19 protein-coding genes and 1 rRNA gene are annotated in these 24,706 nt (G+C 64.5%); 14 read left to right on the forward strand and 6 right to left on the reverse strand.

The genetic code is table 11. The annotated features are described in order from the left end of the window. The 6 genes from rrf to F3J43_RS23200 all read left to right on the forward strand — a co-directional run. Positions 1–102, forward strand: a 5S ribosomal RNA gene (gene rrf / locus F3J43_RS23175); the annotation flags it as partial. Positions 103–510: 408 nt separating this feature from the next. Further along, positions 511–2,154, forward strand: coding sequence for an acetolactate synthase large subunit (locus F3J43_RS23180; RefSeq protein ID WP_166892752.1), 1,644 nt, complete (start codon positions 511–513; stop codon positions 2,152–2,154). Between the two features lie 349 nt (positions 2,155–2,503). After that, positions 2,504–3,058, forward strand: a complete 555-nt coding sequence (locus tag F3J43_RS23185) for a UPF0149 family protein (protein WP_166892756.1) — start codon at positions 2,504–2,506, stop codon at positions 3,056–3,058. Positions 3,059–3,250: 192 nt separating this feature from the next. Beyond that, positions 3,251–3,880 (forward strand): glutathione S-transferase family protein, encoded by a 630-nt coding sequence (locus F3J43_RS23190; protein WP_166892761.1) that lies wholly within the window; start codon positions 3,251–3,253, stop codon positions 3,878–3,880. Positions 3,881–3,898: 18 nt separating this feature from the next. Further along, the gene (locus F3J43_RS23195; RefSeq protein ID WP_166892764.1) at positions 3,899–5,899 is read left to right on the forward strand and encodes a pyridoxamine 5'-phosphate oxidase family protein; all 2,001 of its coding nucleotides are present in this window, start codon (positions 3,899–3,901) and stop codon (positions 5,897–5,899) included. 174 nt (positions 5,900–6,073) lie between these two features. After that, the gene (locus F3J43_RS23200) at positions 6,074–6,973 is read left to right on the forward strand and encodes a LysR family transcriptional regulator (RefSeq protein WP_166892766.1); all 900 of its coding nucleotides are present in this window, start codon (positions 6,074–6,076) and stop codon (positions 6,971–6,973) included. Between the two features lie 83 nt (positions 6,974–7,056). Here the strand turns inward: F3J43_RS23200 and pdxR are convergent, their stop codons facing one another. Then, complete coding sequence (gene pdxR / locus F3J43_RS23205) at positions 7,057–8,532, reverse strand: MocR-like pyridoxine biosynthesis transcription factor PdxR (protein WP_166892769.1); 1,476 nt, start codon at positions 8,530–8,532, stop codon at positions 7,057–7,059. A gap of 324 nt (positions 8,533–8,856) precedes the next feature. Here pdxR and F3J43_RS23210 point away from each other — a divergent pair, with 324 nt between their 5' ends. After that, entirely contained in the window at positions 8,857–9,318 is a 462-nt protein-coding gene (locus tag F3J43_RS23210; RefSeq protein ID WP_166892772.1) for a GNAT family N-acetyltransferase, read from the forward strand. 371 nt (positions 9,319–9,689) lie between these two features. Here F3J43_RS23210 and F3J43_RS23215 read toward each other — a convergent pair whose 3' ends face one another. Beyond that, a complete protein-coding gene (locus tag F3J43_RS23215) occupies positions 9,690–10,391 on the reverse strand; it encodes a helix-turn-helix transcriptional regulator (protein WP_166892774.1) in 702 nt (233 codons plus the stop codon). Between the two features lie 74 nt (positions 10,392–10,465). Here F3J43_RS23215 and F3J43_RS23220 point away from each other — a divergent pair, with 74 nt between their 5' ends. Then, on the forward strand, positions 10,466–10,831 hold the full coding sequence (locus F3J43_RS23220) for a VOC family protein (protein WP_166892777.1): 366 nt from the start codon (positions 10,466–10,468) through the stop codon (positions 10,829–10,831). A 115-nt stretch (positions 10,832–10,946) separates the two neighbouring features. On the opposite strand, the gene F3J43_RS23225 is transcribed toward F3J43_RS23220, so the two are convergent. Further along, on the reverse strand, positions 10,947–12,197 hold the full coding sequence (locus F3J43_RS23225; RefSeq protein ID WP_166892780.1) for a ribonucleotide-diphosphate reductase subunit beta: 1,251 nt from the start codon (positions 12,195–12,197) through the stop codon (positions 10,947–10,949). Positions 12,198–12,415: 218 nt separating this feature from the next. Continuing rightward, entirely contained in the window at positions 12,416–15,295 is a 2,880-nt protein-coding gene (locus F3J43_RS23230) for a ribonucleoside-diphosphate reductase subunit alpha (RefSeq protein ID WP_166892783.1), read from the reverse strand. Positions 15,296–16,071: 776 nt separating this feature from the next. On the opposite strand from F3J43_RS23230, the gene F3J43_RS23235 reads away from it, so the two are divergent. Further along, entirely contained in the window at positions 16,072–16,767 is a 696-nt protein-coding gene (locus tag F3J43_RS23235; RefSeq protein WP_166892786.1) for a response regulator, read from the forward strand. Then, on the forward strand, positions 16,764–18,368 hold the full coding sequence (locus tag F3J43_RS23240; protein ID WP_166892790.1) for an ATP-binding protein: 1,605 nt from the start codon (positions 16,764–16,766) through the stop codon (positions 18,366–18,368). Before F3J43_RS23235 ends, F3J43_RS23240 begins: the two co-directional genes overlap by 4 nt. Here the strand turns inward: F3J43_RS23240 and F3J43_RS23245 are convergent. Both F3J43_RS23245 and F3J43_RS23250 read right to left on the reverse strand, forming a co-directional pair. Beyond that, positions 18,365–19,066: a 4'-phosphopantetheinyl transferase family protein gene (locus tag F3J43_RS23245; protein ID WP_166892806.1), complete on the reverse strand. Its 702-nt coding sequence runs from the start codon at positions 19,064–19,066 to the stop codon at positions 18,365–18,367. The genes F3J43_RS23240 and F3J43_RS23245 overlap by 4 nt on opposite strands. Positions 19,067–19,240: 174 nt before the next feature. Then, positions 19,241–20,032, reverse strand: a complete 792-nt coding sequence (locus tag F3J43_RS23250; protein ID WP_166892809.1) for a dienelactone hydrolase family protein — start codon at positions 20,030–20,032, stop codon at positions 19,241–19,243. Positions 20,033–20,163: 131 nt separating this feature from the next. Between F3J43_RS23250 and F3J43_RS23255 the strand changes: the two genes are divergently transcribed. The 4 genes from F3J43_RS23255 (at position 20,164) to F3J43_RS23270 (ending at position 24,545) form a co-directional block, all read left to right on the forward strand. Next, positions 20,164–20,769 carry an outer membrane protein gene (locus F3J43_RS23255; RefSeq protein ID WP_166892812.1) on the forward strand — a complete coding sequence of 202 codons (606 nt, stop codon included), beginning with the start codon at positions 20,164–20,166 and terminating at the stop codon, positions 20,767–20,769. A gap of 116 nt (positions 20,770–20,885) precedes the next feature. Further along, positions 20,886–21,563 carry a response regulator gene (locus F3J43_RS23260; RefSeq protein WP_028690933.1) on the forward strand — a complete coding sequence of 226 codons (678 nt, stop codon included), beginning with the start codon at positions 20,886–20,888 and terminating at the stop codon, positions 21,561–21,563. Beyond that, positions 21,560–22,906: an ATP-binding protein gene (locus F3J43_RS24385; RefSeq protein WP_166892815.1), complete on the forward strand. Its 1,347-nt coding sequence runs from the start codon at positions 21,560–21,562 to the stop codon at positions 22,904–22,906. Before F3J43_RS23260 ends, F3J43_RS24385 begins: the two co-directional genes overlap by 4 nt. Before the next feature lie 316 nt (positions 22,907–23,222). Then, positions 23,223–24,545 (forward strand): dicarboxylate/amino acid:cation symporter, encoded by a 1,323-nt coding sequence (locus tag F3J43_RS23270; RefSeq protein ID WP_166892817.1) that lies wholly within the window; start codon positions 23,223–23,225, stop codon positions 24,543–24,545. The last annotated feature ends 161 nt before the right edge of the window (positions 24,546–24,706 follow it).

Raw genomic sequence — 24,706 nt, forward strand, 5'->3', positions numbered from 1 at the left:
AGCATTGGAACCACCTGATCCCATCCCGAACTCAGTAGTGAAACGATGCATCGCCGATGGTAGTGTGGGGCTTCCCCATGTGAGAGTAGGTCATCGTCAAGATTCATTTCGCAAAACCCCTATCTGCGCATGCAGGTAGGGGTTTTGTCTTTTCCGTGCCCGTAAAGCCAGTGCAACCTTGACGCAGCGCCAGGACCTTGGGGCTGCTTTGCAACCCTTGCGCGACACAAGGCCGCTCCTACAGGGGCCAAGCGTTGCAGGAGCCGGTGCCATCCTCATCGCGGAACAAGCCCGCTCCTGCGCAAAAGCCTTTTGCCCGTCGGTGATCTCACCCTCCACCCGCCAAGGGTGCGACAATTATTACCGTTCGTTGACGTGACTTCCCCGTGCCTACCCTGCGTCAAGGCTTAGGTTCGGGGCAATCCTGGCCCCCGGACAGAGCGATGCCAGCGTACCGTGCTGCGCATTTCTGGACTTTCAACCGTCCTATTACTTGAGGTAAGAAGCAAGATGGCCAAGGCCGCCGATGTCGTTGTGCAATGCCTGGAAAACGAAGGTGTCGAGTATGTATTCGGCATCCCCGGCGAGGAGAACCTCGACCTGCTCGAGTCCCTGCGCAAATCGAAGATCAAGCTGGTACTGACCCGCCACGAGCAGTCCGCGGGCTTTATGGCTGCCACCTATGGCCGCCTGACCGGCAAGACCGGCGTCAGCCTGTCGACCCTCGGCCCCGGCGCCACCAACCTGGTGACCGCCAGCGCCTACGCCTATCTGGGCGGTATGCCGATGATGATGATCACCGGCCAGAAGCCGATCAAGAAGTCCAAGCAAGGCCGTTTCCAGATCATTGACGTGTGCGGCATGATGGACCCCATCACCAAGTACACTCACCAGTTCGCCTCGGCCGACAACATCCCGGCGCGCATGCGTGAGGCCTTCCGCTTGGCCGAGGAAGAGAAGCCGGGTGCCGTGCACCTGGAACTGCCTGAAGACATCGCCGCCGAGCAGACCGATGCGCTGCCGATTCCACGCAGCCTGCACCGTCGTCCGCTGGCCGAGCACGTGGCCATCGACGCCGCCGTCGAGAAACTGAAGAACGCCCGCAACCCGATCCTGGTGATTGGTGCCGGCGCCAACCGCAAGATGACCGCCAAGGTCCTCAAGCAACTGATCGACAAGACCGGTATCCCGTTCATCACCACCCAGATGGGTAAAGGTGTGGTCGACGAGCGCCACCCGCGCTTCCTGGGCAACGCCGCGCTGTCGTCCGGTGACTTCGTGCACCGTGCGGTCGAGGCCGCTGACCTGATCGTCAACATTGGTCACGACGTCATCGAGAAACCGCCGTTCTTCATGGTTCGTGGTGGCACCGAAGTGATCCACGTGAGCTTCCGCTCGGCTGAGGTGGATGCCGTGTACTTCCCGCAGGTGGAAGTGATTGGCGACATTGCCAACGCCGTGTGGCAGATCAGCGAAGCGCTGACCGACACCAGCCACTGGGACTTCACCCGTCTGATGGCCATCCGTGAGGCCAACGAGGCGCAGATCGCCGAAGGCGCCGACGACGACCGTTTCCCGGTCTATCCGCAGCGCATGGTTGCCGACATCCGTCGCGCCCTGCCATCCGAAGGCATCGTTGCCCTGGACAACGGTATCTACAAGATCTGGTTCGCCCGTAACTACAAGGCACACAAGCCCAATACCGTGCTGCTGGACAACGCCCTGGCGACCATGGGGGCTGGCCTGCCATCGGCGATGGCCTCGCACCTGGTCTATCCGGACCGTCCGGTGATCTCGGTGTGCGGCGATGGCGGTTTCATGATGAACAGCCAGGAGCTGGAAACGGCAGTGCGCCTGGGCATGCACATCACCGTAGTGATCCTGCGTGACGACGGCTACGGCATGATTCGCTGGAAGCAGGCCAACATGGGCTTCACCGATTTTGGCCTGGACTACGGCAACCCGGACTTCGTCAAGTACGCCGAAGCCTATGGTGCCAACGGCCACCGCGTGGAGAGCGCCGACGGCTTCCTGCCGCTGCTCGAGCACTGCATCAAGACCCCAGGTGTGCACGTGATCGACTGCCCGGTGGACTACAGCGAGAACGACCGCATCCTCAACAGCGAGCTGCGTGAGCGTGCGCTGGCGGTCTAAAAGCTGACAGTCCCGTCGCGGGGCAAGCCCGCTCCTACAGGTCTGATACAGGACCGATGGGGGCGGGATTGACCCGCGATAGCTTCAACCCGGCCAGCGATACCTACCTACCGATATTCCTCTCCTTGCTCTCGGCATGCTCCGCGCCTCATCTTCCCTGAGAGCCTGAGATCATGACCATCGGATCAACTCATAACCATCCTGGCGACCTGGCTATCGAGCCAACCTCTTCAGCCCTACCGTGGGCAGCACGTTTCCCCTCGACGTCTGGCTGGCGAACTAGGTTCAGTACGAAGCCTGGCGGGGACTTGTGCTAGGGTGCTCGCACATTTACCCAGGACACCCCGCCATGCTCCCCGCTCTCAGCGAAAAAGAACTCGACCGCCTCGAAGACCTGTTGATCACCTACGGCAACGACTACTCGGTGCTCAACCTGGCTGAACTCAACGGTTTCTTCACCGCCTTGGCCAGTTCCCCGGTCAAGGTCAACCCGGAACAGTGGTTGCCCGCCGTCGCCGGTGGCAAGGTGCCCAAGTTCAAGAAGCCCGCCCATGAAGAAGCCTACACCGCGCTGATGCTACGTTATGCCAGCCAGGTGGCCGAAGAACTGGCCGATGACCTCGAACACTTCGAGCCGCTGTTCGAGGAAAGCGAAGGCGAGGAGGGGGCGGCAGTCATTCTCGAAGAGTGGTGCTTCGGTTACATGCGCGGTACCCAGGTTGCCGAGTGGGGTGAATTGCCGCCGGTGCAGGACGTCTGGCTCAAGGCTATTTCCCTGCATGGCCTGGAAGACAACTTCGAGCTGCTCGATTCGATGAGTTTCGATGAGCACCAGGCCTGTGTACCGCAGGTGGTGGCGGCTGCGCGCGGGTTGTACCAGTACCAGAAACAGCAGCGACACTGAGGCGACATTCGCCGGCAAGTCGGCTCCTGCCGGGCGCAGTGATTACCTTGCCGGCGAATGGCCTGTGAGACGGCCAATTATTCCACCTGACGAAATACTGGATTGCTCTCGATACTGATTCTGCTGTCAGTCGATCCAGTGCAGCATGTCCTCCAGCAGCGCCACTCCCGGCGCTGACCCGGAGCTTCGAACATGCCAAGTCCGATCAAACTCTACAACTTCCCCCGATCCGGCCACGCCCACCGCATCGAGCTGATGCTGGCGCTGTTGAGCCTGCCCACCGAGCTGGTGTTCGTCGACCTGGCCAAGGGCGAGCACAAGCTGCCTGAGTTCCTCGCCATCAACCCCTTCGGTCAGGTGCCGGTGATCGATGACAACGGCATTGTCATCGCCGATTCCAATGCCATCCTGGTCTACCTGGCCAAAGCCTATGGCGGTGAGCGCTGGCTGCCCGAAGATCCAGTCGGCGCCGCCCGCGTGCAGCGCTGGTTGTCGGTGGCGGCAGGCCCGCTGGCCTTCGGCCCGGCTGCTGCGCGCCTGGTGACCGTGTTCGGTGCCTCGTTCAATACCGACGAAGTCATTGGCCGCGCCCACAGCCTGCTCAAGGTGATCGACGCCGAGCTGGCCAAGGGCCCGTTCCTGGTCGGTGACCATGCGACCATCGCCGATATCGCCAATTACTCGTACATCGCCCACGCGCCGGAAGGCAACGTGTCGCTGGAGCCGTACCCCAACGTACGCGCCTGGCTGGCCCGCATCGAAGCGCTGCCGGGCTTCGTGCCGATGCCGCGTACGGTCATCGGTCTGCAGGCCACGCTCTGAGTCACGAGGTATGCCGCCATGCGTTCGCCCTGGCATGCAGGTGAGAAACGTCTGCAGGAGCAAGTCGGTGTTGCCGAGCGCATGGAGGCATTCGGGCAGAAGGTCATCCGCGACCATATGCCTGAACAGCATCGAGCATTCTTCCGGCAGCTGCCGTTCCTGGTGGCGGCTGCCGTGGACACCGATGGCAAGCCCTGGGCGACGCTGCTCGAAGGCCCTGAGGGCTTCGTCGGCTCGCCCGATCCACGACAACTGCTGATTGCCACCCAACCTGTCGCCGATGACCCGGCCACGTCGGGCCTGGTGGCCGGTGGCGCCATCGGCCTGCTAGGGATCGAGTTGCACACGCGGCGGCGCAACCGCCTCAATGGCCTGATCCGTCGGGCAAGCGCAGGCCAGTTGGAGGTGCTGGTCGAACAGTCGTTCGGCAACTGCCCGCAGTACATCCAGCTGCGCCAGTACGCCCGTGTCGACGAGCCCGCTCAGGCGCGTCAGGACGCATCGACACTCGATGCCATGTCCCGGGCCATGATCGAGCGCGCCGACACCTTCTTCGTCGCCAGCTACGTCGAGCATGAAAACGGCTTGCGCTCGGTGGACGTGTCCCATCGCGGTGGCCGGCCCGGTTTCGTCAGGGTCGAAGGTAATCGCCTGAGCATTCCCGACTATGCCGGCAACCTGCATTTCAACACCTTGGGCAATCTACTGGTGAATCCGCGCGCAGGCCTGTTGTTCGTCGACTTCACTCGCGGCGATGTGCTGCAGGTGTACGGGCGAGCCGAGGTGCTGCTCGACAGCCCGCTGATCGGCACCTTCGAAGGAGCCGAGCGGATCTGGACCGTGGAGGTCGAGCAGGTAGTGCTCCGCCCAGCCGCCGTGTCGCTGCGCTGGGCATTCCAGGAGTACGCTCCCACGAGCCTGGCAACCGGCACCTGGACCGAGGCCGAGCAGCGTCTGCAACAGCGCGAGCGGCAGCGCCAATGGCTGAGCTGGCGCGTGCTACGCATCGAGCAGGAAAGCCGCGATATCCGCTCCTTCTACCTGCAACCCGAAGATGGCACGGCAGTGACTTTCGCGCCTGGCCAGCATATTCCCGTGCGCTTGCAGATCGAGGGGCAGACGCCGTTGATTCGCACCTACAGCCTGTCCAGCGCGCCCTCCGATGGCGATCTGCGCATCAGTGTCAAGGCGCAGGGGGCGGCCTCGCGGTATCTGCATCAACAGGTGAAGGTCGGCGATCGCCTGGAGGTGCGCCTGCCCATGGGCCGCTTCATTCTGGATCCGCAGAGCGACAGGCCCCTCGTGCTGATCGGCGCGGGTGTCGGTATCACCCCGCTGATCGCCATGCTCCGCGAGCAGTTGGCCAAGACGCCGGGGCGGCGCATCTACCTGTTCCACGGTGGCCGTACGTTGGCTGACCTGCCGTTCCAGCAGGAGCTTGCCGCACTCGAACGGCGTGGCAACGGGTTGTTGACCATCCACCGGGCCCTGAGCCAGCCCGAGCCTGGCGCCGATGCGTTTGCCGGGCGGCTGGGGATCGCCCAGATCAAGGCCACGCTGGCCCTGGATGACTACGACTTCTACCTGTGCGGCCCGGCCAGCTTTACCCAGGAGCTCTACGAAGGCCTGCGCGAGGTGCATGTACCCGATGCGCGCATCCATGCCGAAGCCTTCGGACCTTCGACCCTGCGCCGTCACACGGACGCCCTGCTGCCTGCGCTGCAGCAACCTCCGGCCGCCAGTGAGCCGGTACCGGTGCGCTTTGCCCGTTCCGCCAAGGAGGCACGCTGGACGCCGGGTAGCGGTACGTTGCTGGAGCTGGCGGAGCGCCGTGGCCTGGCGCCGGATTTCAGTTGCCGCGGGGGATCCTGCGGTACGTGCAAGACCCGCCTGCTCGGCGGCCAGGTCCACTACCCGAACCCGCCTGCCGAAATGCCCGAGCAGGGGACGATACTGATCTGCTGCGCGGTGCCGGCGCAGGCAGAGCCCGGCGCTCAGGCGTTGGTACTGGAATTGTGAGGCTGCTGCTGCGATTGGTCTGATCATGCTTCGTCGGAACGGGCTTGCCCTGCGACGAAGTCAGGCAAGGTGTCTCGCCTTCATCCCACGTCAATCGTGTACAGCAGCGGGGGAGCCCTGCACAATCCTTCGCGTCAGCGGATAATCCCTTCCACCCGGCCGCCAGGAGCTCGCATGGACCAGATCCACCTGATGAAGGTGTTCGTCGCCGTCGGCGAGCTGGAAAGCTTCGCCGCCGCCGCGCGCCGCCTGGCGATTTCGCCGGCGGCGGTGACTCGCGCGGTCAGCGCCCTGGAGGAGCAGCTCGGGGTCAAGCTGCTGCTGCGCACCACCCGCAGCGTGCGCCTGACCGAAGCCGGTGGCCGCTACCTGGAAGACACCCGGCATATCCTCGCCAGCATCGTAGAGGCCAACGAGGCCGCCGCCGGCATCAACGCCGCGCCCAAGGGCGACCTGGCGGTGACCGCGCCGATCCTGTTCGGCAAGAAGTTCGTCATGCCCTGCATCGTCCGCTACCTGCAGCAGTACCCCGAGGTGGATGTGTCGGCGTACTTCCTCGATCGGGTGGTGAACCTGGTGGAAGAAGGCATGGATGTGGCCGTGCGCATCGGCCAATTGCCCGACTCCGGCCTCAAGGCCTTGCGCGTGGGCAGCATGCGCCGCCTGCTATGCGCCTCGCCCGAGTACCTGGCGCGCCATGGCACCCCGCGTCATCCTTGCGAGTTGCAAAAGCATGAAGTCATCGCCGCGGGTACCCTGTCGCCACGGACCGACTGGCGCTTCGGCGCGATCGACGACCCGACCCTGATCCGCATGAAGCCACGCCTGACCGTGACCAGCAACGACGCCGCCATTGCCGCCGCCAGTGCCGGGCTGGGCATTGCCCGCCTGTTGTCGTACCAAGTGTCCGACGAGCTGGCGGCGGGACGGTTGCAGGTGATCCTCGCCGAATACGAAGAGGCGCCATGGCCGATCCATATCCTGCATCGCGAGAGCAAGTACGGCTCGACCAAGGTCCGCACGTTCATCGATATGCTGGCCGAGCACCTGCGCAGTCAGGTGCATCTGTGCTGAGTTCCCGCCAGAGACCGCCCTCAGAGGTGCCTGTGGGCGCTGGCGCGCGGAGCAATCCCTGAAGCCAGTGCAAGGCTAGCCCTTCACCTGCCGTCGAGCACCTTGGCCAAGGCTTTCACCGCCACCGCCATCTCCCCCGGCGTCTGCGCGGCAAACCCCATCAACAAGCCCACATCGTTCCTCGGCGTGGCATACAGGCTGCCGAGCCCCATCAGATCGATACCTGCCGCCTTGGCCGCCTTGACCACCGCATCTTCCGGCAGATCCCGGTGGAAATGGCAGGCCATCTGCAAGCCCCCGGCTGGCACCTGCGGCGCGAGAAAAGCGCCCAGGTGCTCGCGCACCAGTCCAGCCAACGCATCCCGCCGTCGACCGTAGAGCGTGCGCATGCTGCGCACGTGGGCACCGAAATGCCCACCCTCGATGAACCTGGCCAGGGTCAGCTGGGCGACCGAGGCCGTATGCCCGTCTTGCAAGGTACGCGCCGCGGTCATCGGTGCGACCAGCTGGGGCGGCAGGACCAGGTAGCCGATCCGCAACCCGGCGAACAGCGACTTGGTGAAGGTGCCGATATAGAGCGTGCGCCCATGCGGGTCGAGCCCCTGCACGCAGGCTGTGGGCCGGCCTTCGTAGTGGAATTCGCTATCGTAGTCGTCCTCGATGATCCAGGCCCGCTGCTGGTGTGCCCATTCGATCGCCTGCAAGCGCCGGTCCAGCGATAGGGTAGCGCCGGTCGGGTACTGGTGGGAGGGGGTGAGGAACAGGGCCCCGGCATCCGGCGCAAGCCGAGCCATGGCATCCACCTGCATGCCACGGTCGTCCACGGGGACTGGTAGGCATTCCAGTCCGGCGGCGGTGGCGGCCTTGCGGGTGCCCTGGTACAGCGGATCTTCGACCAGGACTTGTTCGCCTGGGTCCATGAGCACCTGGGCGCACAGGCCAAGGGCTTGCTGCGAGCTGGTGAGGATCAGGATGCGTTCGGCGGATGCTTGCGCCCCGCGTTCGAGGTTGAGGTAGTCGGCGATTGCCCTGCGCAAGGGAGCCATGCCCTGCGGCTCGCTGGGTTCCAGTGCCCGCGTGCCGTATTCCTTGTACACCTGGCGCTCCAGCTTCTCCCAGATGGCCAGGGGGAAGTGCCGGGTTTCGGCCACGCCCGGGGCGAAGGGGCGGGGCGACTGGAAGTTGTGGACGCCCCCGCTCTGCAACAGCGCTTCACCGCGGCGGCTCAACTGCACCGGGGCTTCGCTGTGTGCCGGGCGCTGGCGCTTGCGCAGCGGCAGGCAGCGGGCTCGTTGCGATACAAAGCTACCGCTGCCCACGCGCCGCTCGATAAAACCCTCGGCGTGCAACTGACTGTAGGCCGACTCCACGGTATCCCGCGAGACGCCCAGGGACTGGGCCAGCGGGCGCGAGGCGGGCAGCGCCTTGCCCACCGGCAGTGCCCCGTCGAGGATCAACTGGCGGATCGCCCGCTGGATGCGCACATGCAAGGCTTGCGCGTTGTGGGCGGGATCGTTGATCCAGGCTTTCACTGATTCCAGTTGCGCGTGTTTGAACATTGGCCTCACTCCCTGGCTGATGGATCTGATGGATGACTGCCAATGCCGGCGCCCCTTTCCGACCGGTCCGGCAGGCGACCGCGTGCCCTGCAGGAGCGGCCTTGTGTCGTGCAAGGGGCGCAAAGCGCCCCCAGCAATCTCAAGCCTTACGCTGATCCACAATCCCTGAATGGTCTGGCTGTTGCAGATAAATTGGCAGGTAAATACCAGCCATTTATCCGCTATAAAACTCAGGTCCGCAAGCAACCACCAAGGAAGGCACGCGCTACGGGCAGGCCGGCCCCTCATTCATTCAAACTGCTTTGCCCAAAAGGGGTTCCAACGATGACCACCACCCAACTGCCCGTTTTCATTCGCGAAGTGAAGCAAGCCGACCTGCCCTCATGGCGCGACCACTGGGCGCAATACCAGGCCTTCTACCAGGTAGACCTGGGCCCAGCCATCACCGAGCGCACCTGGGCCCGCTTCTTCGATCCAGCCGAGCCCATGCACTGCGCCGTGGCCACCGATGGCGAGCGGATCTTCGGCTTCGTCCACTATGTGTTCCACCGCTCGACCTGGGGTTGCAACGACTTCTGCTATCTGGAAGACCTGTTCGTGTGCCCGAGCGCAAGGGGGCGGATGATCGGCAAGCAACTGATCGAGTTCGTTCAGGGGCGGGCGCGTGAGCAACAGTGCGACCGGCTGTACTGGCATACCCAGGCAACCAACAAGACCGCGCAGCGGCTGTATGACTGGATTGCCGAGAGGCCGGGGGTGATCGAGTATCGGATGCAACTGGGCTGAGCGCATCCCCTGTTGGGCCTGTAGAGGCCGGCTTGTCCGCGCTATCTCAAGGGCATGCCACTGGCTTCGCCAGTGGCTGTGGGATGAGTCTGCCTCTCAAGCTTCATCCGTCATGAATCCATTTAGTGAAGGGGGAAGCACCAGATGGATGTGATGGGTGAGGTCCAGGTGATCGAGCGCATGCGTATGCTGGTAAGCCTTTCGCCTAGCTGGCAGAAGCGCGCTACCCACGCATGATTCGCCCGGACACGCTACGGACTGTGCAAGGTCGGATCGACAGGACCATCGCCTTGCTTTGCTGAACACTTCGTGCAGGGCATGGCACCCGTCTGGTCGGTATCGCGAACGAGCTTATTCCCACAAGGCCCGTATCACGGCTGCACCACGATCCCCCGCTCGCGGGTATGCGCCTTCCACTGCGCCAATAGCCAGCCCCCTTGTCCGCTGAACAGCTCTCCAGTCGGCATGCACCTGGCAATGCGTACCAGGCGGAAATGCCGAAACTCCCCGCGCAGCTCACACCACGCCGCGAGAATGCGAAACCCGTCGAAGTAGCCCAGCGACACCGGGCGGATCGTCCGCTGGGTGCATGCCCCGGCCATATCGGCATAGTCGATCACCACCTTGCGCTCATCGCGAATGGCATTGCGCAGCAGCGTGGCCACTGCGCCATCGTCATCCTCTGCCTGGCCTGGCCCGGCGAACAGCGGCACCTTCTCGAGCAGCTGCAATGCCTGCGGCCCCAGCACCGCCCGCAGCTTGGCCTGCACCCCGCACGCCGCTTCGGACAGCGCCGGGTCGGTGCGCCGCTGTACCCAGCGCAGGCCCAGCAGCAAGGCCTCCAGCTCGACCGGGTCGAACATCAGCGCCGGTAGCAGGTAGCCCGGCTTGAGCACATACCCCACGCCCGGCTCACCGTGGATATCGGCCCCTTGCTGCTGCAGCGTGGCGATATCCCGGTACAGGGTCCGCAGGCTGACGTTCAGTTCCCGCGCGAGCACCTGCCCACTGACGGGGTGACGGTGGCAGCGCAGGCGCTGGAGCAGGTTGAGCAGGCGTTCGGTGCGGGTCATGGCGGCATGCTGACAGAAATTGTCAGTAGCGTCGAATAGGCTGCGGGCTCTCATTCAACGAAAGGTGCAGCATCATGATCCAGCCCAACCTGTTTGTACTCTACGTCGCCGACCCAACTGTCAGCAGCGCGTTCTATGAACGCTTGCTCGGGCGTGCGCCGTTGCGCTCGTTTCCTACCTTCGTGGCATTCGCCTTCAGCGATCACCTGCACCTGGGACTGTGGTCGGAGCAGGCGCCGAACTTCCATTCCGGGGGTACCGGGCAGCGCATGGAGTTTGGTTTCATGGTGGACAGCGAAGCCGAGGTCGAAGCGCTGCATGCCCGTTGGCAGGCCTTGGGCGTACGCATCGAGCAGCCCCTGGCGCGGGCGGTGTTCGGCCTGACCTTCGTCGCCCTCGACCCTGATGGCCACCGTTTGCGAGTCTGCTTGCCGGACTGAACGGGGTAGGGCTACTGCCGACCCGCGATGGGCCGCAAAGCGGCCCTGATACCTGGCCTGATCGCGGCTAATAAAAAAGGCTGCTCGAAGGCAGCCTTTCTTAAGTGCTGGATGATCAATCCCAGCTCAGAGCACCACCAGTCTGGTACTCGATAACGCGAGTCTCAAAGAAGTTCTTCTCCTTCTTCAAGTCCATGATCTCGCTCATCCATGGGAACGGGTTGGTAGTCCCTGGATACTCTTCCTTCAGACCAATCTGGGTCAGGCGACGGTTGGCGATGAACTTGAGGTAATCCTCCATCATCGCCGCGTTCATGCCCAGCACGCCGCGTGGCATGGTGTCACGAGCGTATTCGATCTCCAGCTGGGTACCCTGCAGAATCATCTGGGTAGCCTCTTCCTTCATCGCGGCATCCCACAGGTGCGGGTTCTCGATCTTGATCTGGTTGATCACGTCGATGCCGAAGTTCAGGTGCATGGACTCGTCACGCAGGATGTACTGGAACTGCTCGGCGACGCCGGTCATCTTGTTGCGACGGCCCATGGACAGGATCTGGGTGAAACCGCAGTAGAAGAAGATGCCTTCGAGTACGCAGTAGTAGGCGATCAGGTTGCGCAGCAGCTCTTTGTCGGTCTCGACGGTGCCGGTGTTGAACTCCGGGTCCGAGATGGCGCGGGTGTACTTCAGGCCCCAGGCCGCCTTCTTAGCGACCGACGGGATCTCGTGGTACATGTTGAAGATCTCGCCTTCATCCATGCCCAGCGACTCGATGCAGTACTGGTAGGCGTGGGTGTGGATCGCCTCTTCGAAGGCCTGGCGCAGGATGTACTGGCGGCACTCGGGGTTGGTGATCAGGCGGTACACGGCCAGGGCCAGGTTGTTGGCAACCAGCGAGTCGGCGGTGGAGAAGAAGCCGAGGTTGCGCATCACGATGCGGCGCTCGTCTTCGGTCAGGCCGTCCTGGCTCTTCCACAGGGCGATGTCGGCGGTCATGTTGACCTCTTGCGGCATCCAGTGGTTGGCGCAGCCGTCGAGGTACTTCTGCCAGGCCCAGTCGTACTTGAACGGGACCAGCTGGTTGAGGTCGGCGCGGCAGTTGATCATGCGCTTCTCGTCGACCGCGACGCGGGCCGAGGAGCCTTCCAGCTCGGCCAGGCCTTCGGCGATGTCCAGGGCGTCCAGGGCAGCCTTGGCGCGCTTGACGGCGTCGGAGTCGGAAGCGGTGGCGGCGCGGGCTTCCAGGGCGGCGGCACCGCCGGCGCTGTCGAGCTTGTCGAGGGTGGTGGTGGCAGCGGCTTGTGCGCCGGTGTTGCCCTTGGCGGCGACTTCGCCGTCTTCTTTGTCGAATTCGTCCCAGCTCAGCATGGTGAGATCTCCTGCTTGAGGGCCATCAATGAGTATGGCCGGTGGATCTTGGTTGCGGTGCGGTGCACGCAAATCTGGAATGCCCGGGGAGGGCTGACCGGGGCGTTGGGCCCCGGCTTGTTGTGTCTGGCTGTGGGGAGGTGCTGGCAAGCCAGCTCCCACAGGGTTCTGCGCCGTGGCGCAGAAAAGAGGCTACCCGGGGGTAGCCTCTGCGCGCCTTACTGGCAGGCTTCGCAATCCGGCTCGTCGATGGCGCAGGCCTTCGGTACCGGGGCTGGGCCCGCGGCCTGGACCGGGGCGCTGTCGCCGCCGCTCGACACGGCGTTGAGCTTGCCGGTGTTGATGGTCGACTTCTCGGTGCTGGTCGCGGCCAGGGCACGGAGGTAGTAGGTGGTCTTCAGACCACGGTACCAGGCCATGCGGTAGGTCACGTCCAGCTTCTTGCCCGAGGCGCCGGCGATGTACAGGTTCAGCGACTGGGCCTGGTCGATCCACTTCTGGCGACGCGAGGCGGCGTCGACGATCCACTTGGTCTCGACTTCGAACGCGGTGGCGTACAGGTCCTTCAGCTCTTGCGGGATACGCTCGATCTGCTGCACCGAACCGTCGTAGTACTTCAGGTCGTTGATCATCACCGAGTCCCACAGGCCGCGGGCCTTCAGGTCGCGGACCAGGTACGGGTTGATCACGGTGAATTCGCCCGACAGGTTCGATTTCACGTACAGGTTCTGGTAGGTCGGCTCGATCGACTGCGACACGCCGGTGATGTTGGCGATGGTCGCGGTTGGCGCGATGGCCATGATGTTCGAGTTGCGAATACCTTTCTTGACGCGCTCGCGCACCGGTGCCCAGTCCAGGCTCTCGGTCAGGTCGACGTCGATGTACTTCTGGCCACGGGCCTCGATCAGGATCTGCTGGCTGTCCAGCGGCAGGATGCCCTTGGACCACAGCGAACCCTGGAAGGTCTCGTAGGCGCCGCGCTCGTCGGCCAGGTCGCAGGAAGCCTGGATCGCGTAGTAGCTGACCGCTTCCATCGACTTGTCGGCGAACTCGACGGCAGCATCGGAGCCGTACGGGATGTGCTGCAGGTACAGCGCGTCCTGGAAGCCCATGATGCCCAGGCCCACCGGGCGGTGCTTGAAGTTCGAGTTGCGCGCTTGCGGCACCGAGTAGTAGTTGATGTCGATCACGTTGTCGAGCATGCGCACGGCGGTGTTCACGGTGCGTTGCAGCTTGGCGGTGTCCAGCTTGCCGTCGATGATGTGGTTCGGCAGGTTGATCGAGCCCAGGTTGCAGACCGCGATCTCGTCCTTGTTGGTGTTCAGGGTGATCTCGGTGCACAGGTTCGAGCTGTGGACCACGCCCACGTGCTGCTGCGGGCTACGCAGGTTGCACGGGTCCTTGAAGGTCAGCCATGGGTGGCCGGTCTCGAACAGCATCGACAGCATCTTGCGCCACAGGTCTTTGGCCTGGATGGTCTTGAATACCTTGATCTTGTTGTACTCGGTCAGGGCTTCGTAGTACTCGTAGCGCTCTTCGAAGGCCTTGCCGGTCAGGTCGTGCAGATCAGGCACTTCGGACGGCGAGAACAGGGTCCACTTGCCGTCGTCGAAGACGCGCTTCATGAACAGGTCAGGGATCCAGTTGGCGGTGTTCATGTCGTGGGTACGACGACGGTCGTCACCGGTGTTCTTGCGCAGCTCGATGAACTCTTCGATATCGAGGTGCCAGGTTTCCAGGTAGGCGCACACGGCGCCCTTGCGCTTGCCACCCTGGTTGACGGCGACGGCGGTGTCGTTGACCACTTTCAGGAACGGCACGACGCCTTGCGACTTGCCGTTGGTGCCCTTGATGTACGAGCCCAGTGCACGCACTGGCGTCCAGTCGTTGCCCAGGCCACCGGCGAATTTCGACAGCATGGCGTTGTCGTGGATCGCGTGGTAGATGCCCGACAGGTCGTCCGGCACGGTGGTCAGGTAGCAGCTCGACAGCTGCGGGCGCAGGGTGCCGGCGTTGAACAGGGTCGGGGTCGAGGCCATGTAGTCGAACGACGACAACAGGTTGTAGAACTCGATCGCGCGGGCTTCCTTGTCTTTCTCTTCCAGCGCCAGGCCCATGGCCACACGCATGAAGAACACCTGAGGCAGCTCGAAGCGCACGCCATCCTTGTGGATGAAGTAGCGGTCGTACAGGGTCTGCAGGCCCAGGTAGGTGAACTGCTGGTCGCGCTCGTGGTTGATCGCCTTGCCCATGCGCTCCAGGTCGTAGCCTTTGAGCGCTGGGTCGAGCAGTTCGAACTCGACGCCTTTCTCGATGTAGGCCGGCAGGGCCTTGGCGTACAGCTCGGCCATCTCGTGGTGGGTGGCGCTGTCGGCCACGCCCAGGAAGCCCAGGCCTTCGGCGCGCAGGGTGTCCATCAGCAGGCGGGCGGTGACGAACGAGTAGTTCGGCTCGCGCTCGACCAGGGTACGGGCGGTCATCACCAGGGCGGTGTTGACGTCCTTCAGGGCGACGCCGTCGTACAGGTTCTTCAGGGTGTCGCGCTGGATCAGCTCGCCATCGACTTCGGCCAGGCCTTCGCAGGCTTCGCTGATGATGGTGTTCAGGCGGGCCATGTCCAGAGGGGCCAGGCTGCCGTCGGCGAGGGTGATGCGGATGCTTGGGTGCGGCTCGACCACCGAATCGGTGTTGGCGCGGGTGGCGCGCTCTTTCGCGCGCTGGTCGCGGTAGATCACGTAGTCGCGGGCGACTTTCTGCTCGCCGGCGCGCATCAGGGCCAGTTCGACCTGGTCCTGGATTTCTTCGATGTGGATGGTGCCACCCGATGGCATGCGACGCTTGAACGTGGCGGTGACCTGCTCGGTCAGGCGCGCGACGGTGTCGTGGATGCGCGACGAGGCGGCGGCGGTGCCGCCTTCAACTGCGAGGAACGCCTTGGTGATGGCTACGGTGATCTTGTCGTCGGTGTAGGGGACGACAGTGCCGTTGCGCTTGATCACGCGCAGTTGGCCAGGCGCGGTGGCAGCCAGATCCTGGTTCGAATCGGCGGCCTGCGGCGCTTTGCCCTGCGGGTTCTCGCGAGTTGTGTCGGTTTGCATGGGTGGGTGTCTCCACAGTTTCTATAGTGTTCAGGCGCCTGTTGGGCGCCCACCGTTCCGTCCACTTGCTCGATGGCCGTCGCGGGGATGGGCATGCATGCGCATCCGCCCGCTCGGGCTTACCGACTTCGGGACAGATCAGGAATAAGGGCAATAACCTGCCGCTCCCTGGCCGAAGTCAAAGGTTCCGGGCGTACCCGGAATCTGTTGCTGATGCGTGCGGGGCCTTGCCTGCAACACGCATGCCCGAACAAGGTCGTCTGGGCCCTTGCCTCGGTCGCCTCCGCTGGAGCGGTTTGGCTGCTGGAATCACGTTAAGTTCAGACAGAAAATTCGCTTGAATTTGCCTGTTGACTTGTGTTTGTGATTTTGCACGAAACCCAATATCTAGTGGTTCGCTGCGATAGGGATACAAGATAATGCGGTCTGGGGGGCTTTGCAAGGCGAGCGCCTGTGGATAAGTTGTGGGTACTTTGTGAGTGATTCGTGGGTATCGGCTGTAGGCCTTGTCCCAAGTGGTTTGCACTATTTTTTGCCGCTGCCACGCCCTGCCGCAGAATTTTGCGGGCGCGAACCCTATCACAAAAAACGGTTCAGTCGAGGGGTTCGCGAGGTGGTTGGCAGGGGTGGGGGCGCGACGTAGTATCCGGGGCTGATATTGCGCTTTGGTGAAGGCGGATTTTCGCTGGAATCAAAGGGTTGTGCTGGCCTTGTCGCGCGATGGGCCGACACAGGCAACAGCAAGGCCCGACAAAAACCAGAAGAAAGGTAAGGCCATGGACCAGCCAATCAACCGCATCCTCATCGTCGAGGACGACCAGCGCCTGGCCGAGCTCACCGCCGAGTACCTCCAGGCCAACGGCTTCGAGGTGGCGGTGGAAGGCGATGGCGGCCGCGCCGTGCGTCGCATCATCGACAGCCAGCCGGACCTGGTGGTCCTCGACCTCATGCTGCCCGGCGAGGACGGCCTGAGCATCTGCCGTCGGGTACGCGGCCAGTACGCCGGCCCGATCCTCATGCTCACCGCGCGCAGCGACGAGCTCGATCAGGTCCAGGGCCTGGACCAGGGGGCCGACGACTACGTGTGCAAACCGGTGCGCCCGCGCCTGCTGCTGGCGCGCATCAACGCCCTGTTGCGTCGCAGCGAAGCCCCGGAGCGGCGCCAGGACCTGACCTTCGGCCCGTTGCACATAGACAGTCGTCTGCGCGAGGCGCGTCTGAATGGCCAACTGGTCGAGCTGACCAGCGCCGAATTCGACCTGCTCTGGCTGTTGGCCAGCAACACCGGGCGGGTACTGTCCCGCGAGGAGATCTTCACCTCGCTGCGCGGCGTCGGCTACGACGGCCAGGACCGCTCCATCGACGTGCGCATCTCGAAGATCCGCCCCAAGATCGGCGACGACCCGATCACCCCGCGCTTGATCAAGACCCTGCGCAGCAAGGGCTACCTGTTCGTCGGCGAGGCGCCATGAACTCGATCTTCCTGCGCATCTACGGCGGCATGCTCGCCGTGCTGGTACTGGTGGCCGTGCTCGGCGTGCTCAGCCTGCACCTGGTCAACCAGGTACGCGCCGAGCAGCATCGCGAGCGCCTGGCCCAGGGCACCTTCAGCCTGATGGCCGACAACCTGGCGCAGCAGAACGCGGTGGAGCGCACCCGCTCGCTGATGATCTGGGGGCGCCTGCTCGGCGTGCCGCTGCAGGTGCAGCCGCTGTCGGCGTTCACCCTCGACGGCGGCCAGCGCGCCCGGCTGTACCGCGACCTGGTGGTGGTGGAGAAAACCGGTCCGCATGCTGCCCGGGTGCTGCGCCGGGTCGGCCGCGAGGACCTGCTGCTGGTGGCCGAGGTCAAGCAGATCAGCGAGCAACTGGCCCGCGCCACGCTCTACCTGCTGGCCGACGAGTTGGTGCGTTACCCGGTGACCGAGCAGCAGGCCCGCCTGGCGCAGATCCGTCACGACAAGGGCTTCGGCTTCAATGTCGCGCTGCAACGCATCGAGCGCGCCGCGCTGGATGATGACCAGCGGCGGCGGGTGGAGGAGGGCGACACGGTGATGGCGCTGGGTCGGGACGGTGATTCGATCCGGGTGTTCGCCGGGTTGTCCGGTTCGCCCTGGGTGCTGGAGATCGGCCCGCTGTATCAGCTCAATCCGTATCCGCCGCAGTTGCTGATCCTGATTGCTTTCCTCGGCCTGTGCCTGATCGGCCTGGTGGTCTACCTGCTGGTGCGCCAGCTGGAACGGCGGGTCTCGGGGCTCGAAGTGGCCGCCACGCGCATCGCCCAGGGCAGCCTCGATACCCGGGTACCGGCCGGCGATGCCGATTCGGTGGGGCGCCTGGCTGCCGCTTTCAATGGCATGGCCGAGCACTTGCAGCGCTCGCTGACCATGCAGCGCGAACTGGTGCGGGCGGTGTCCCACGAATTGCGCACGCCGGTGGCACGGCTGCGTTTTGGCCTGGAGATGATCGAGAGCGCCAGCACCGAGCAGGCCCGGGCCAAGCACCTGGCCGGCATGGACGGCGATATCCAGGACCTGGACAAGCTGGTCGACGAGATGCTGACCTACGCCCGCCTGGAGCAGGGCGCGCCGGCGCTGGATTTCCAGGCGCTGGACCTGGACGCCTTGCTGGCGCGGGTGATCGCCGAGCTGGCGCCGCTGCGTGCCGAGGTCCGGGTGGTACGCGGCGAATGCCACGGGCTGGACGCTGGCCAGGCGTGGGTCGAGGCCGAGCCGCGCTACCTGCATCGGGCCTTGCAGAACCTGGTGCGCAATGCCATGCGCCATGCCGAGTCCGAGGTACGGCTGAGCTATGAGTTGGGCCAGCAGCGCTGTCGAATCGATGTCGAGGACGATGGGCCCGGCATTCCGGAGGGGGTGTGGGATCGAATCTTCACCCCCTTCACCCGCCTGGACGACAGTCGCACCCGGGCCTCGGGCGGGCATGGCCTGGGGTTGTCGATCGTGCGACGGATCATCTACTGGCACGGTGGCCGTGCCCTGGTCGGACGCAGCGCGGCGCTGGGCGGGGCCAGCTTCAGTTTGAGCTGGCCACGCCAGCAGCCGCGTGACTAGACGCTGATCAGGCTGAGCAGGTGGCCATCCTGTACGCAGAACTGGCCATCGAGCTCGACGCCGTGGCGCCACTCGGCCGACAGGTCGGTGAGCAGGCGCAGGCGGGCGTGGCCGTCGGCGGACCAGGTCAGCAGTTCGGCGTGCTCGAAGTAGAAGCGCTGGTGGGTCAGCGGGTAGAGGGTCTTGAACAGGCTTTCCTTGAGCGAGAACGTCAATGTCACGGCCAGCGCCTGCTGGCTGCGATCCAGGCGCTCGAGCTCCGCGGCAGTGAGGATCTCGCCGGCCAGGCGCTCGGCGCGCTCCTCATCCAGCAGGCTTTCCTGATCCAGTCCCAGGCCGCGGCAGGCGCCGTCGACGGCCACTACCGCGGCGGCCCAGCCCTGGCCGTGGGTGATCGAGCCATGGATGCCGACGGGCCAGATGGGCGAGCGGTCCTCGTGGCTGGCCGGCACGTAGTCGCGGCCGTCCAGGCGCTGCAGGGCGGCGCGGGCGCAGACCCGGCCAGCCAGGTATTCGGCCTGACGCTTGGCCACCGAGCGTTGCAGGTTCGGCGTCTGCGCGATGCCGGCGCGCTGGAAGTCGTCGGCGGCCAGGCGGGCCGGGTCGAAGGCGCAACTGACCAGCACCGCGCCGGGGAGCGGGCGGGGCAGGGGCCAGTGGTGCTGAAGCGGGGCGCAGCAGAGGGGGAGTCTGTTCATGCCGGGTATTGTGCCATGGCGCGCAGATTGCCGGGGCTGCTGCGCAGCCCATCGCAGGCTGACGCCAGCTCCCACAGAGGTATCGCAGGTGACGCCAGCTCCCACAGGTGTATCGCAGCACTTGAAGCCTGCACGGTACTTGTATAGGAGCTGGCGCCAGCCTGCGATGGCCCTTCAGTCGAGCGCCTTCTTGAAGAACACCTGCATATCCTTCCACGAGCTCTCGTCAGCCGCCTTGTCATAGCCGATATCCGGACCGCCATGCTCGCCATGGCTCAAACGGTCGGCATCCGGGTTGGTAAACCCGTGCTTGGCCCCGGGGATCCCGACGAACTTCATGTCCGCCCCGGCATCGTGCATTTCCTTCTTGAATGCCATCACCTGCTCCGGCGTGACCATGCTGTCGGCCTCGCCATGCTCCACCAGGATCTTGGCCCGGATCACCCCGGGCTTGGCCGGCGTCTGGGTCGCCAGGGCGCCGTGGAAGCTCACCACGGCATCGAGCTTCTCGCCGCGGCGCGCGGCGTCGAGCACCACCTTGCCGCCGAAGCAGTAGCCCACGGCGCCGAGTTCGTGCTGGTTGGTGTTCGGTTGCTCCTTGAGCAGCTTGAGCCCCGCGTCGAAGCGCCTGGCCGCGGCCTCGGGGTCCTTCATCGCCTCGGCCATGAACGCCTGGGCGTCCTGGGGATGCTCGGTGTGCTTGCCCTTGCCGTACATGTCGATGGCCAGGGCGTGGTAGCCCAGGGCGGCGAGATCGCGCGCGCGGCGCTTGGCGTAGTCGTTCAGCCCCCACCACTCATGCACCACGACGATCCCCGGGCGATCGCCTTCGACGGCATCGTCGTAGGCGTAGTAGCCGATCAGCGGATTGCCGTCGTCATCCTGGTAGCGGATTTCGCGGGTCTGCACCGCCGCCTGGACCAGGCTGGCGCTGCACAACAAGACCAAGGCAAGCAGGGAACGCATGGTCAAACTCCTTTATCGGTGTTGGCCGCTTCGTTCAGCCGCGATTCAGGCTGGGTTCAGCGGTGGTTCAGGGCGACCTCCCTACTCTAGCCCCCAGACCGAAACAGCGCATCCAACTGGAGTAAGAACCCATGAAAAGTCTCAACACCCTGCTCGCCGCCATGGCCGTCTGCGCCGCCGGTATCGCCACCAGCGCCCAGGCCGATGACACGTTCGCCAGCCTGACCTACGGCCAGACCAGCGACAAGGTTCGCAAGTCCGGCCTGCTGCAGCGCAATACCGACCACCTCAACGCCGACGGCGTCATCGGCAAGGACAGCACCTGGGGCGTACGCCTGGGCAAGATCAACGACCAGGGCCGCTACTACGCTACCTATGACAACGTCTCCGGCGACCACAGCGGCGTGAAGCTGCGCCAGGAGAACCTGCTGGGCAGCTATGACCTGTTCCTGCCGGTGGGCGACACCACCAAGCTGTTCGGTGGCGCCACCCTCGGCATGACCAAGCTGACCCAGGATTCCCCGGGTGCCCGCCGCGACACCGACTACGGCTATGCTGCCGGCCTGCAGGCTGGCGTGATCCAGGAAGTCACCGACAATGCTTCGGTGGAACTGGGCTACCGCTACCTGCGCACCAACGCCGCCACCGAGATCGGTGCCCATGGCGGGCCGAAGGAGGGCACCCTGCGCCTGAACAGCAGCGCCCAGACCTACCTGGCGGCGACCTACAAGTTCTGAGGACGCTGTTATCCTGTACGGGGCCTATCGCGGGGCAAGCCTGCTCCCACGGACGTGGGGGCGGGTTTGCCCCGCGATTACAATCGAACAGGTGAATCCACACTAAGGAGATCTGCATGAAGTTGCTGGTGGTCGAGGACGAGGCGCTGCTGCGTCATCACCTGTTCACGCGCCTGGGCGAGGGCGGCCATGTGGTGCAGGCGGTGGCCAACGCGGAGGAGGCGCTGTACCAGGCCGAGCAATACAACCATGACCTGGCGGTGATCGACCTGGGCCTGCCGGGCATGAGCGGGCTGGATCTGATTCGCCAACTGCGCAGCCTTGGCCAGACCTTCCCGATTCTCATCCTGACCGCCCGCGGCAACTGGCAGGACAAGGTCGAAGGCCTGGCCGCCGGCGCCGACGACTACGTGGTCAAGCCGTTCCAGTTCGAGGAACTCGAGGCGCGCCTCAACGCGCTGCTGCGCCGCTCCAGCGGCTTCACCCAGTCGACCATCGCCGCTGGCCCGCTGGTGCTCGATCTCAACCGCAAGCAGGCGACCCTGGACGAGCAACCCCTGGCACTGACCGCCTACGAGTACCGCATCCTCGAATACCTCATGCGTCATCACCAGCAGGTGGTGGCCAAGGACCGGCTGATGGAGCAGCTCTATCCCGATGACGAGGAGCGCGATCCGAATGTCATCGAAGTGCTGGTCGGCCGCCTGCGGCGCAAGCTCGAGGGCGACAACGGTTTCAAGCCGATCGATACCGTGCGCGGGCTGGGCTACCTGTTCACCGAGCGCTGCCGGTGATCCGTTCGCTGCGAGTGCGCCTGATGCTGGCGGCGGCGCTGTTGGCGCTGCTGTTCATGCTGGCGCTGCTGCCGGCCTTGCAGAAGGCCTTCAGCCTGGCGTTGCAGGAGTCGATCGAGCAGCGCCTGGCCTCGGACGTGACCACCCTGATCTCCGCCGCGCGCATCGAGCATGGCCAGTTGCAGATGCCGGCCCTGTTGCCGGACGAGCGCTACAACCTGCCCTACACCGGCCTGCTCGGCTACATCTTCGACCGCCAGGGCAAGCTGGTCTGGCAGTCGCGGGCCACGCGCAACCGCAATATCAACTACCACCCACGCTACGACGGGCGCGGCAACGAGTTCGCGCGCATTCACCAGGACGATGGCGAGGAGTTCTTCGTCTACGACGTCGAGGTCAAGCTGCTGGGCGGCAAGAGCGCCGCGTTCAGCATCGTCGCCCTGCAGCCGGTGCGTGAGTACCACGAGACTCTCAAGGGCCTGCGCGAGAAGCTCTACCTCGGTTTCGGCGCGGCGCTGCTGGCGCTGATGGTGCTGCTCTGGGCCGGCATGACCTGGGGGTTGCGCTCGTTGCGCCGGCTGAGCGTCGAACTCGATGAGGTCGAGGCCGGCGCGCGCGACGGCTTGAGCCGTGAGCACCCGCGTGAGCTGTTGCGCCTGACCGGCTCGCTCAACCGCCTGCTGCGCAGCGAGCGCGAGCAGCGCCAGCGCTACCGCGACTCGCTGGACGATCTGGCGCACAGCCTGAAGACCCCGCTGGCGGTGTTGCAGGGTGTGGGCGAGAGCCTGGAGCAGGGCAAGGTCGAGCGCGACCAGGCCTGGGTGCTGCAAAGCCAGATCGAGCGCATGAGCCAGCAGATCGACTACCAGTTGCAGCGTGCCAGCCTGCGCAAGAGTGGTCTGGTGCGCCACCAGGTGCTGCTCGAGCCGTTGCTCGACAGTTTGTGCAGCACCCTGGCCAAGGTCTATCGCGACAAGCGCGTCGAGGTCCGCTTCGACCTGCCGGCCCAGGCGCAGGTACCGATGGAGCGGGGAGCCCTGCTCGAACTGCTCGGCAACCTGCTGGAGAACGCCTACCGGTTGTGCCTGGGGCAGGTGCGGGTGAGCCTGCGCCAGACGCCAGGCTTGCTGGCCCTGTGCATCGAGGACGATGGACCGGGCGTGCCGCCCGACCAGCGCGAGCGGATTCTCGAGCGCGGCGAGCGCCTGGACCGTCAGCACCCGGGGCAGGGGATCGGGCTGGCGGTGGTCAAGGACATCATCGACAGCTATGACGCCGAGTTGAGCCTGGGCGACTCCGAGTTGGGCGGGGCGGCGTTCTGCATCGACTTTCGCCTCGACTGAGGGCTTCAGGCAATAGTCTGTAGCCACGCTGGCGGGCGGAAATCCGCCATTGCCCCTGTACGATTTCCGCCAACAGGCGGGAATCCGCCATTCCTGATCGCGCCTTCTGCCCCGTCCTGGGGCATCCGCACCCTGCAAACACGGGCTCTGCCCCTCGACTGGGCATTTTGGCATCGCCCTTGCTATTCAGCTGGCAGAGGCCTGCCCAGGCAGCTCGAACACAACGACAAATCCCTCCAGGTGCAGGAGGGTTCGCGATTCAGGTGCCCCGACATCCTGGGAAGGATGCGCCGGCACACTCGAGGAAAAATGAGCCATGACGACACGTCAGCCGCTGTACAAATCGCTGTATGTTCAGGTGTTGGTCGCCATCACCATCGGTATCCTGCTCGGCCACTATTACCCGGAAACCGGCGTCGCCCTCAAGCCGCTGGGTGATGGCTTCGTCAAGTTGATCAAGATGGTCATCGCCCCGATCATCTTCTGCACCGTGGTCAGCGGCATCGCCGGCATGCAGAGCATGAAATCGGTCGGCAAGACCGGCGGCTACGCGCTGCTGTATTTCGAAATCGTCTCCACCATCGCCCTGATCATCGGCCTGGTCGTGGTCAACGTGGTTCAGCCGGGCGCCGGCATGCACGTCGACGTCAGCACCCTCAACGCCAGCAGCGTGGCTGCCTACGCCGCCGCCGGCGCGCAGCAGACCACCGTCGGCTTCCTGCTCAACGTCATCCCCAACACCGTGGTTGGCGCGTTCGCCAACGGCGACATCCTGCAAGTGCTGATGTTCTCGGTGCTGTTCGGCTTCGCCCTGCACCGCCTGGGCAGCTACGGCAAACCGGTACTGGACCTGATCGATCGCTTCGCCCATGTGATGTTCAACATCATCAACATGATCATGAAGCTGGCCCCGCTGGGTGCCATGGGGGCCATGGCCTTCACCATCGGCCAGTACGGCGTGGGCTCTCTGGTGCAACTGGGCTACCTGATGGCCTGCTTCTACATCACCTGCCTGCTGTTCGTGCTGGTGGTGCTCGGCGCCATCTGCCGGGCCCACGGTTTCAGCGTGATCAAGCTGATCCGCTACATCCGTGAAGAGTTGCTGATCGTGCTGGGCACCTCGTCGTCGGAGTCGGCCCTGCCGCGCATGCTGGCCAAGATGGAACGCCTGGGCGCGAAGAAGTCGGTGGTTGGCCTGGTGATTCCGACCGGCTACTCGTTCAACCTCGACGGCACCTCGATCTACCTGACCATGGCCGCGGTGTTCATCGCCCAGGCCACCGACACCCATATGGACATCACCCACCAGATCACCCTGTTGCTGGTGCTGTTGGTGGCTTCCAAGGGGGCGGCTGGCGTCACCGGTTCGGGCTTCATCGTACTGGCTGCCACCTTGTCCGCTGTCGGCCACCTGCCGGTCGCCGGCCTGGCGCTGATCCTCGGTATCGACCGCTTCATGTCCGAGGCCCGCGCGCTGACCAACCTGGTCGGCAATGCCGTGGCCACCGTGGTCGTGGCCAAGTGGGTCAAGGAGCTGGACACCGACAAGCTGCAGTCGGAGCTGGCTTCCGGTGGCGGTCCGCTGATCGACACCCGTCCGACCGACGACCTGGGCGTGGCTGAAGGCCCGGCACGTTGAGCGTGATGTGAGATGTCAAAAGGCGACCTGCGGGTTAATGCCAGTCAGTTAAGACTGACGCTTTGAGCTTTAGCCCGTAGGCCGCAAAATCCGATGCTTGGAAACGAGCATCGGATTTTTTATGCGCCTAGCAAAAGCACTGTCCCTCACTCACGAAATGG

Source organism: Pantoea sp. Cy-639, assembly GCF_011752525.1.
Taxonomy (GTDB): Bacteria; Pseudomonadota; Gammaproteobacteria; order Pseudomonadales; family Pseudomonadaceae; genus Aquipseudomonas.

Excerpts from the sequence above, each read along its gene's own strand:
- F3J43_RS23270 (WP_166892817.1), top strand. The coding sequence starts at position 23,223 with ATGACGACACGTCAGCCGCTGTACAAATCGCTGTATGTTCAGGTGTTG.
- F3J43_RS23250 (WP_166892809.1), bottom strand. The coding sequence starts at position 20,032 with ATGCGTTCCCTGCTTGCCTTGGTCTTGTTGTGCAGCGCCAGCCTGGTC.
- F3J43_RS23235 (WP_166892786.1), top strand. The coding sequence starts at position 16,072 with ATGGACCAGCCAATCAACCGCATCCTCATCGTCGAGGACGACCAGCGC.
- F3J43_RS23245 (WP_166892806.1), bottom strand. The coding sequence starts at position 19,066 with ATGAACAGACTCCCCCTCTGCTGCGCCCCGCTTCAGCACCACTGGCCC.
- F3J43_RS23185 (WP_166892756.1), top strand. The coding sequence starts at position 2,504 with ATGCTCCCCGCTCTCAGCGAAAAAGAACTCGACCGCCTCGAAGACCTG.
- F3J43_RS23260 (WP_028690933.1), top strand. The coding sequence starts at position 20,886 with ATGAAGTTGCTGGTGGTCGAGGACGAGGCGCTGCTGCGTCATCACCTG.
- F3J43_RS23195 (WP_166892764.1), top strand. The coding sequence starts at position 3,899 with ATGCGTTCGCCCTGGCATGCAGGTGAGAAACGTCTGCAGGAGCAAGTC.
- F3J43_RS23230 (WP_166892783.1), bottom strand. The coding sequence starts at position 15,295 with ATGCAAACCGACACAACTCGCGAGAACCCGCAGGGCAAAGCGCCGCAG.
- F3J43_RS23215 (WP_166892774.1), bottom strand. The coding sequence starts at position 10,391 with ATGACCCGCACCGAACGCCTGCTCAACCTGCTCCAGCGCCTGCGCTGC.
- F3J43_RS23220 (WP_166892777.1), top strand. The coding sequence starts at position 10,466 with ATGATCCAGCCCAACCTGTTTGTACTCTACGTCGCCGACCCAACTGTC.
- F3J43_RS23255 (WP_166892812.1), top strand. The coding sequence starts at position 20,164 with ATGAAAAGTCTCAACACCCTGCTCGCCGCCATGGCCGTCTGCGCCGCC.
- F3J43_RS23210 (WP_166892772.1), top strand. The coding sequence starts at position 8,857 with ATGACCACCACCCAACTGCCCGTTTTCATTCGCGAAGTGAAGCAAGCC.
- pdxR (WP_166892769.1), bottom strand. The coding sequence starts at position 8,532 with ATGTTCAAACACGCGCAACTGGAATCAGTGAAAGCCTGGATCAACGAT.
- F3J43_RS23190 (WP_166892761.1), top strand. The coding sequence starts at position 3,251 with ATGCCAAGTCCGATCAAACTCTACAACTTCCCCCGATCCGGCCACGCC.
- F3J43_RS23225 (WP_166892780.1), bottom strand. The coding sequence starts at position 12,197 with ATGCTGAGCTGGGACGAATTCGACAAAGAAGACGGCGAAGTCGCCGCC.
- F3J43_RS23180 (WP_166892752.1), top strand. The coding sequence starts at position 511 with ATGGCCAAGGCCGCCGATGTCGTTGTGCAATGCCTGGAAAACGAAGGT.
- F3J43_RS23200 (WP_166892766.1), top strand. The coding sequence starts at position 6,074 with ATGGACCAGATCCACCTGATGAAGGTGTTCGTCGCCGTCGGCGAGCTG.
- F3J43_RS23240 (WP_166892790.1), top strand. The coding sequence starts at position 16,764 with ATGAACTCGATCTTCCTGCGCATCTACGGCGGCATGCTCGCCGTGCTG.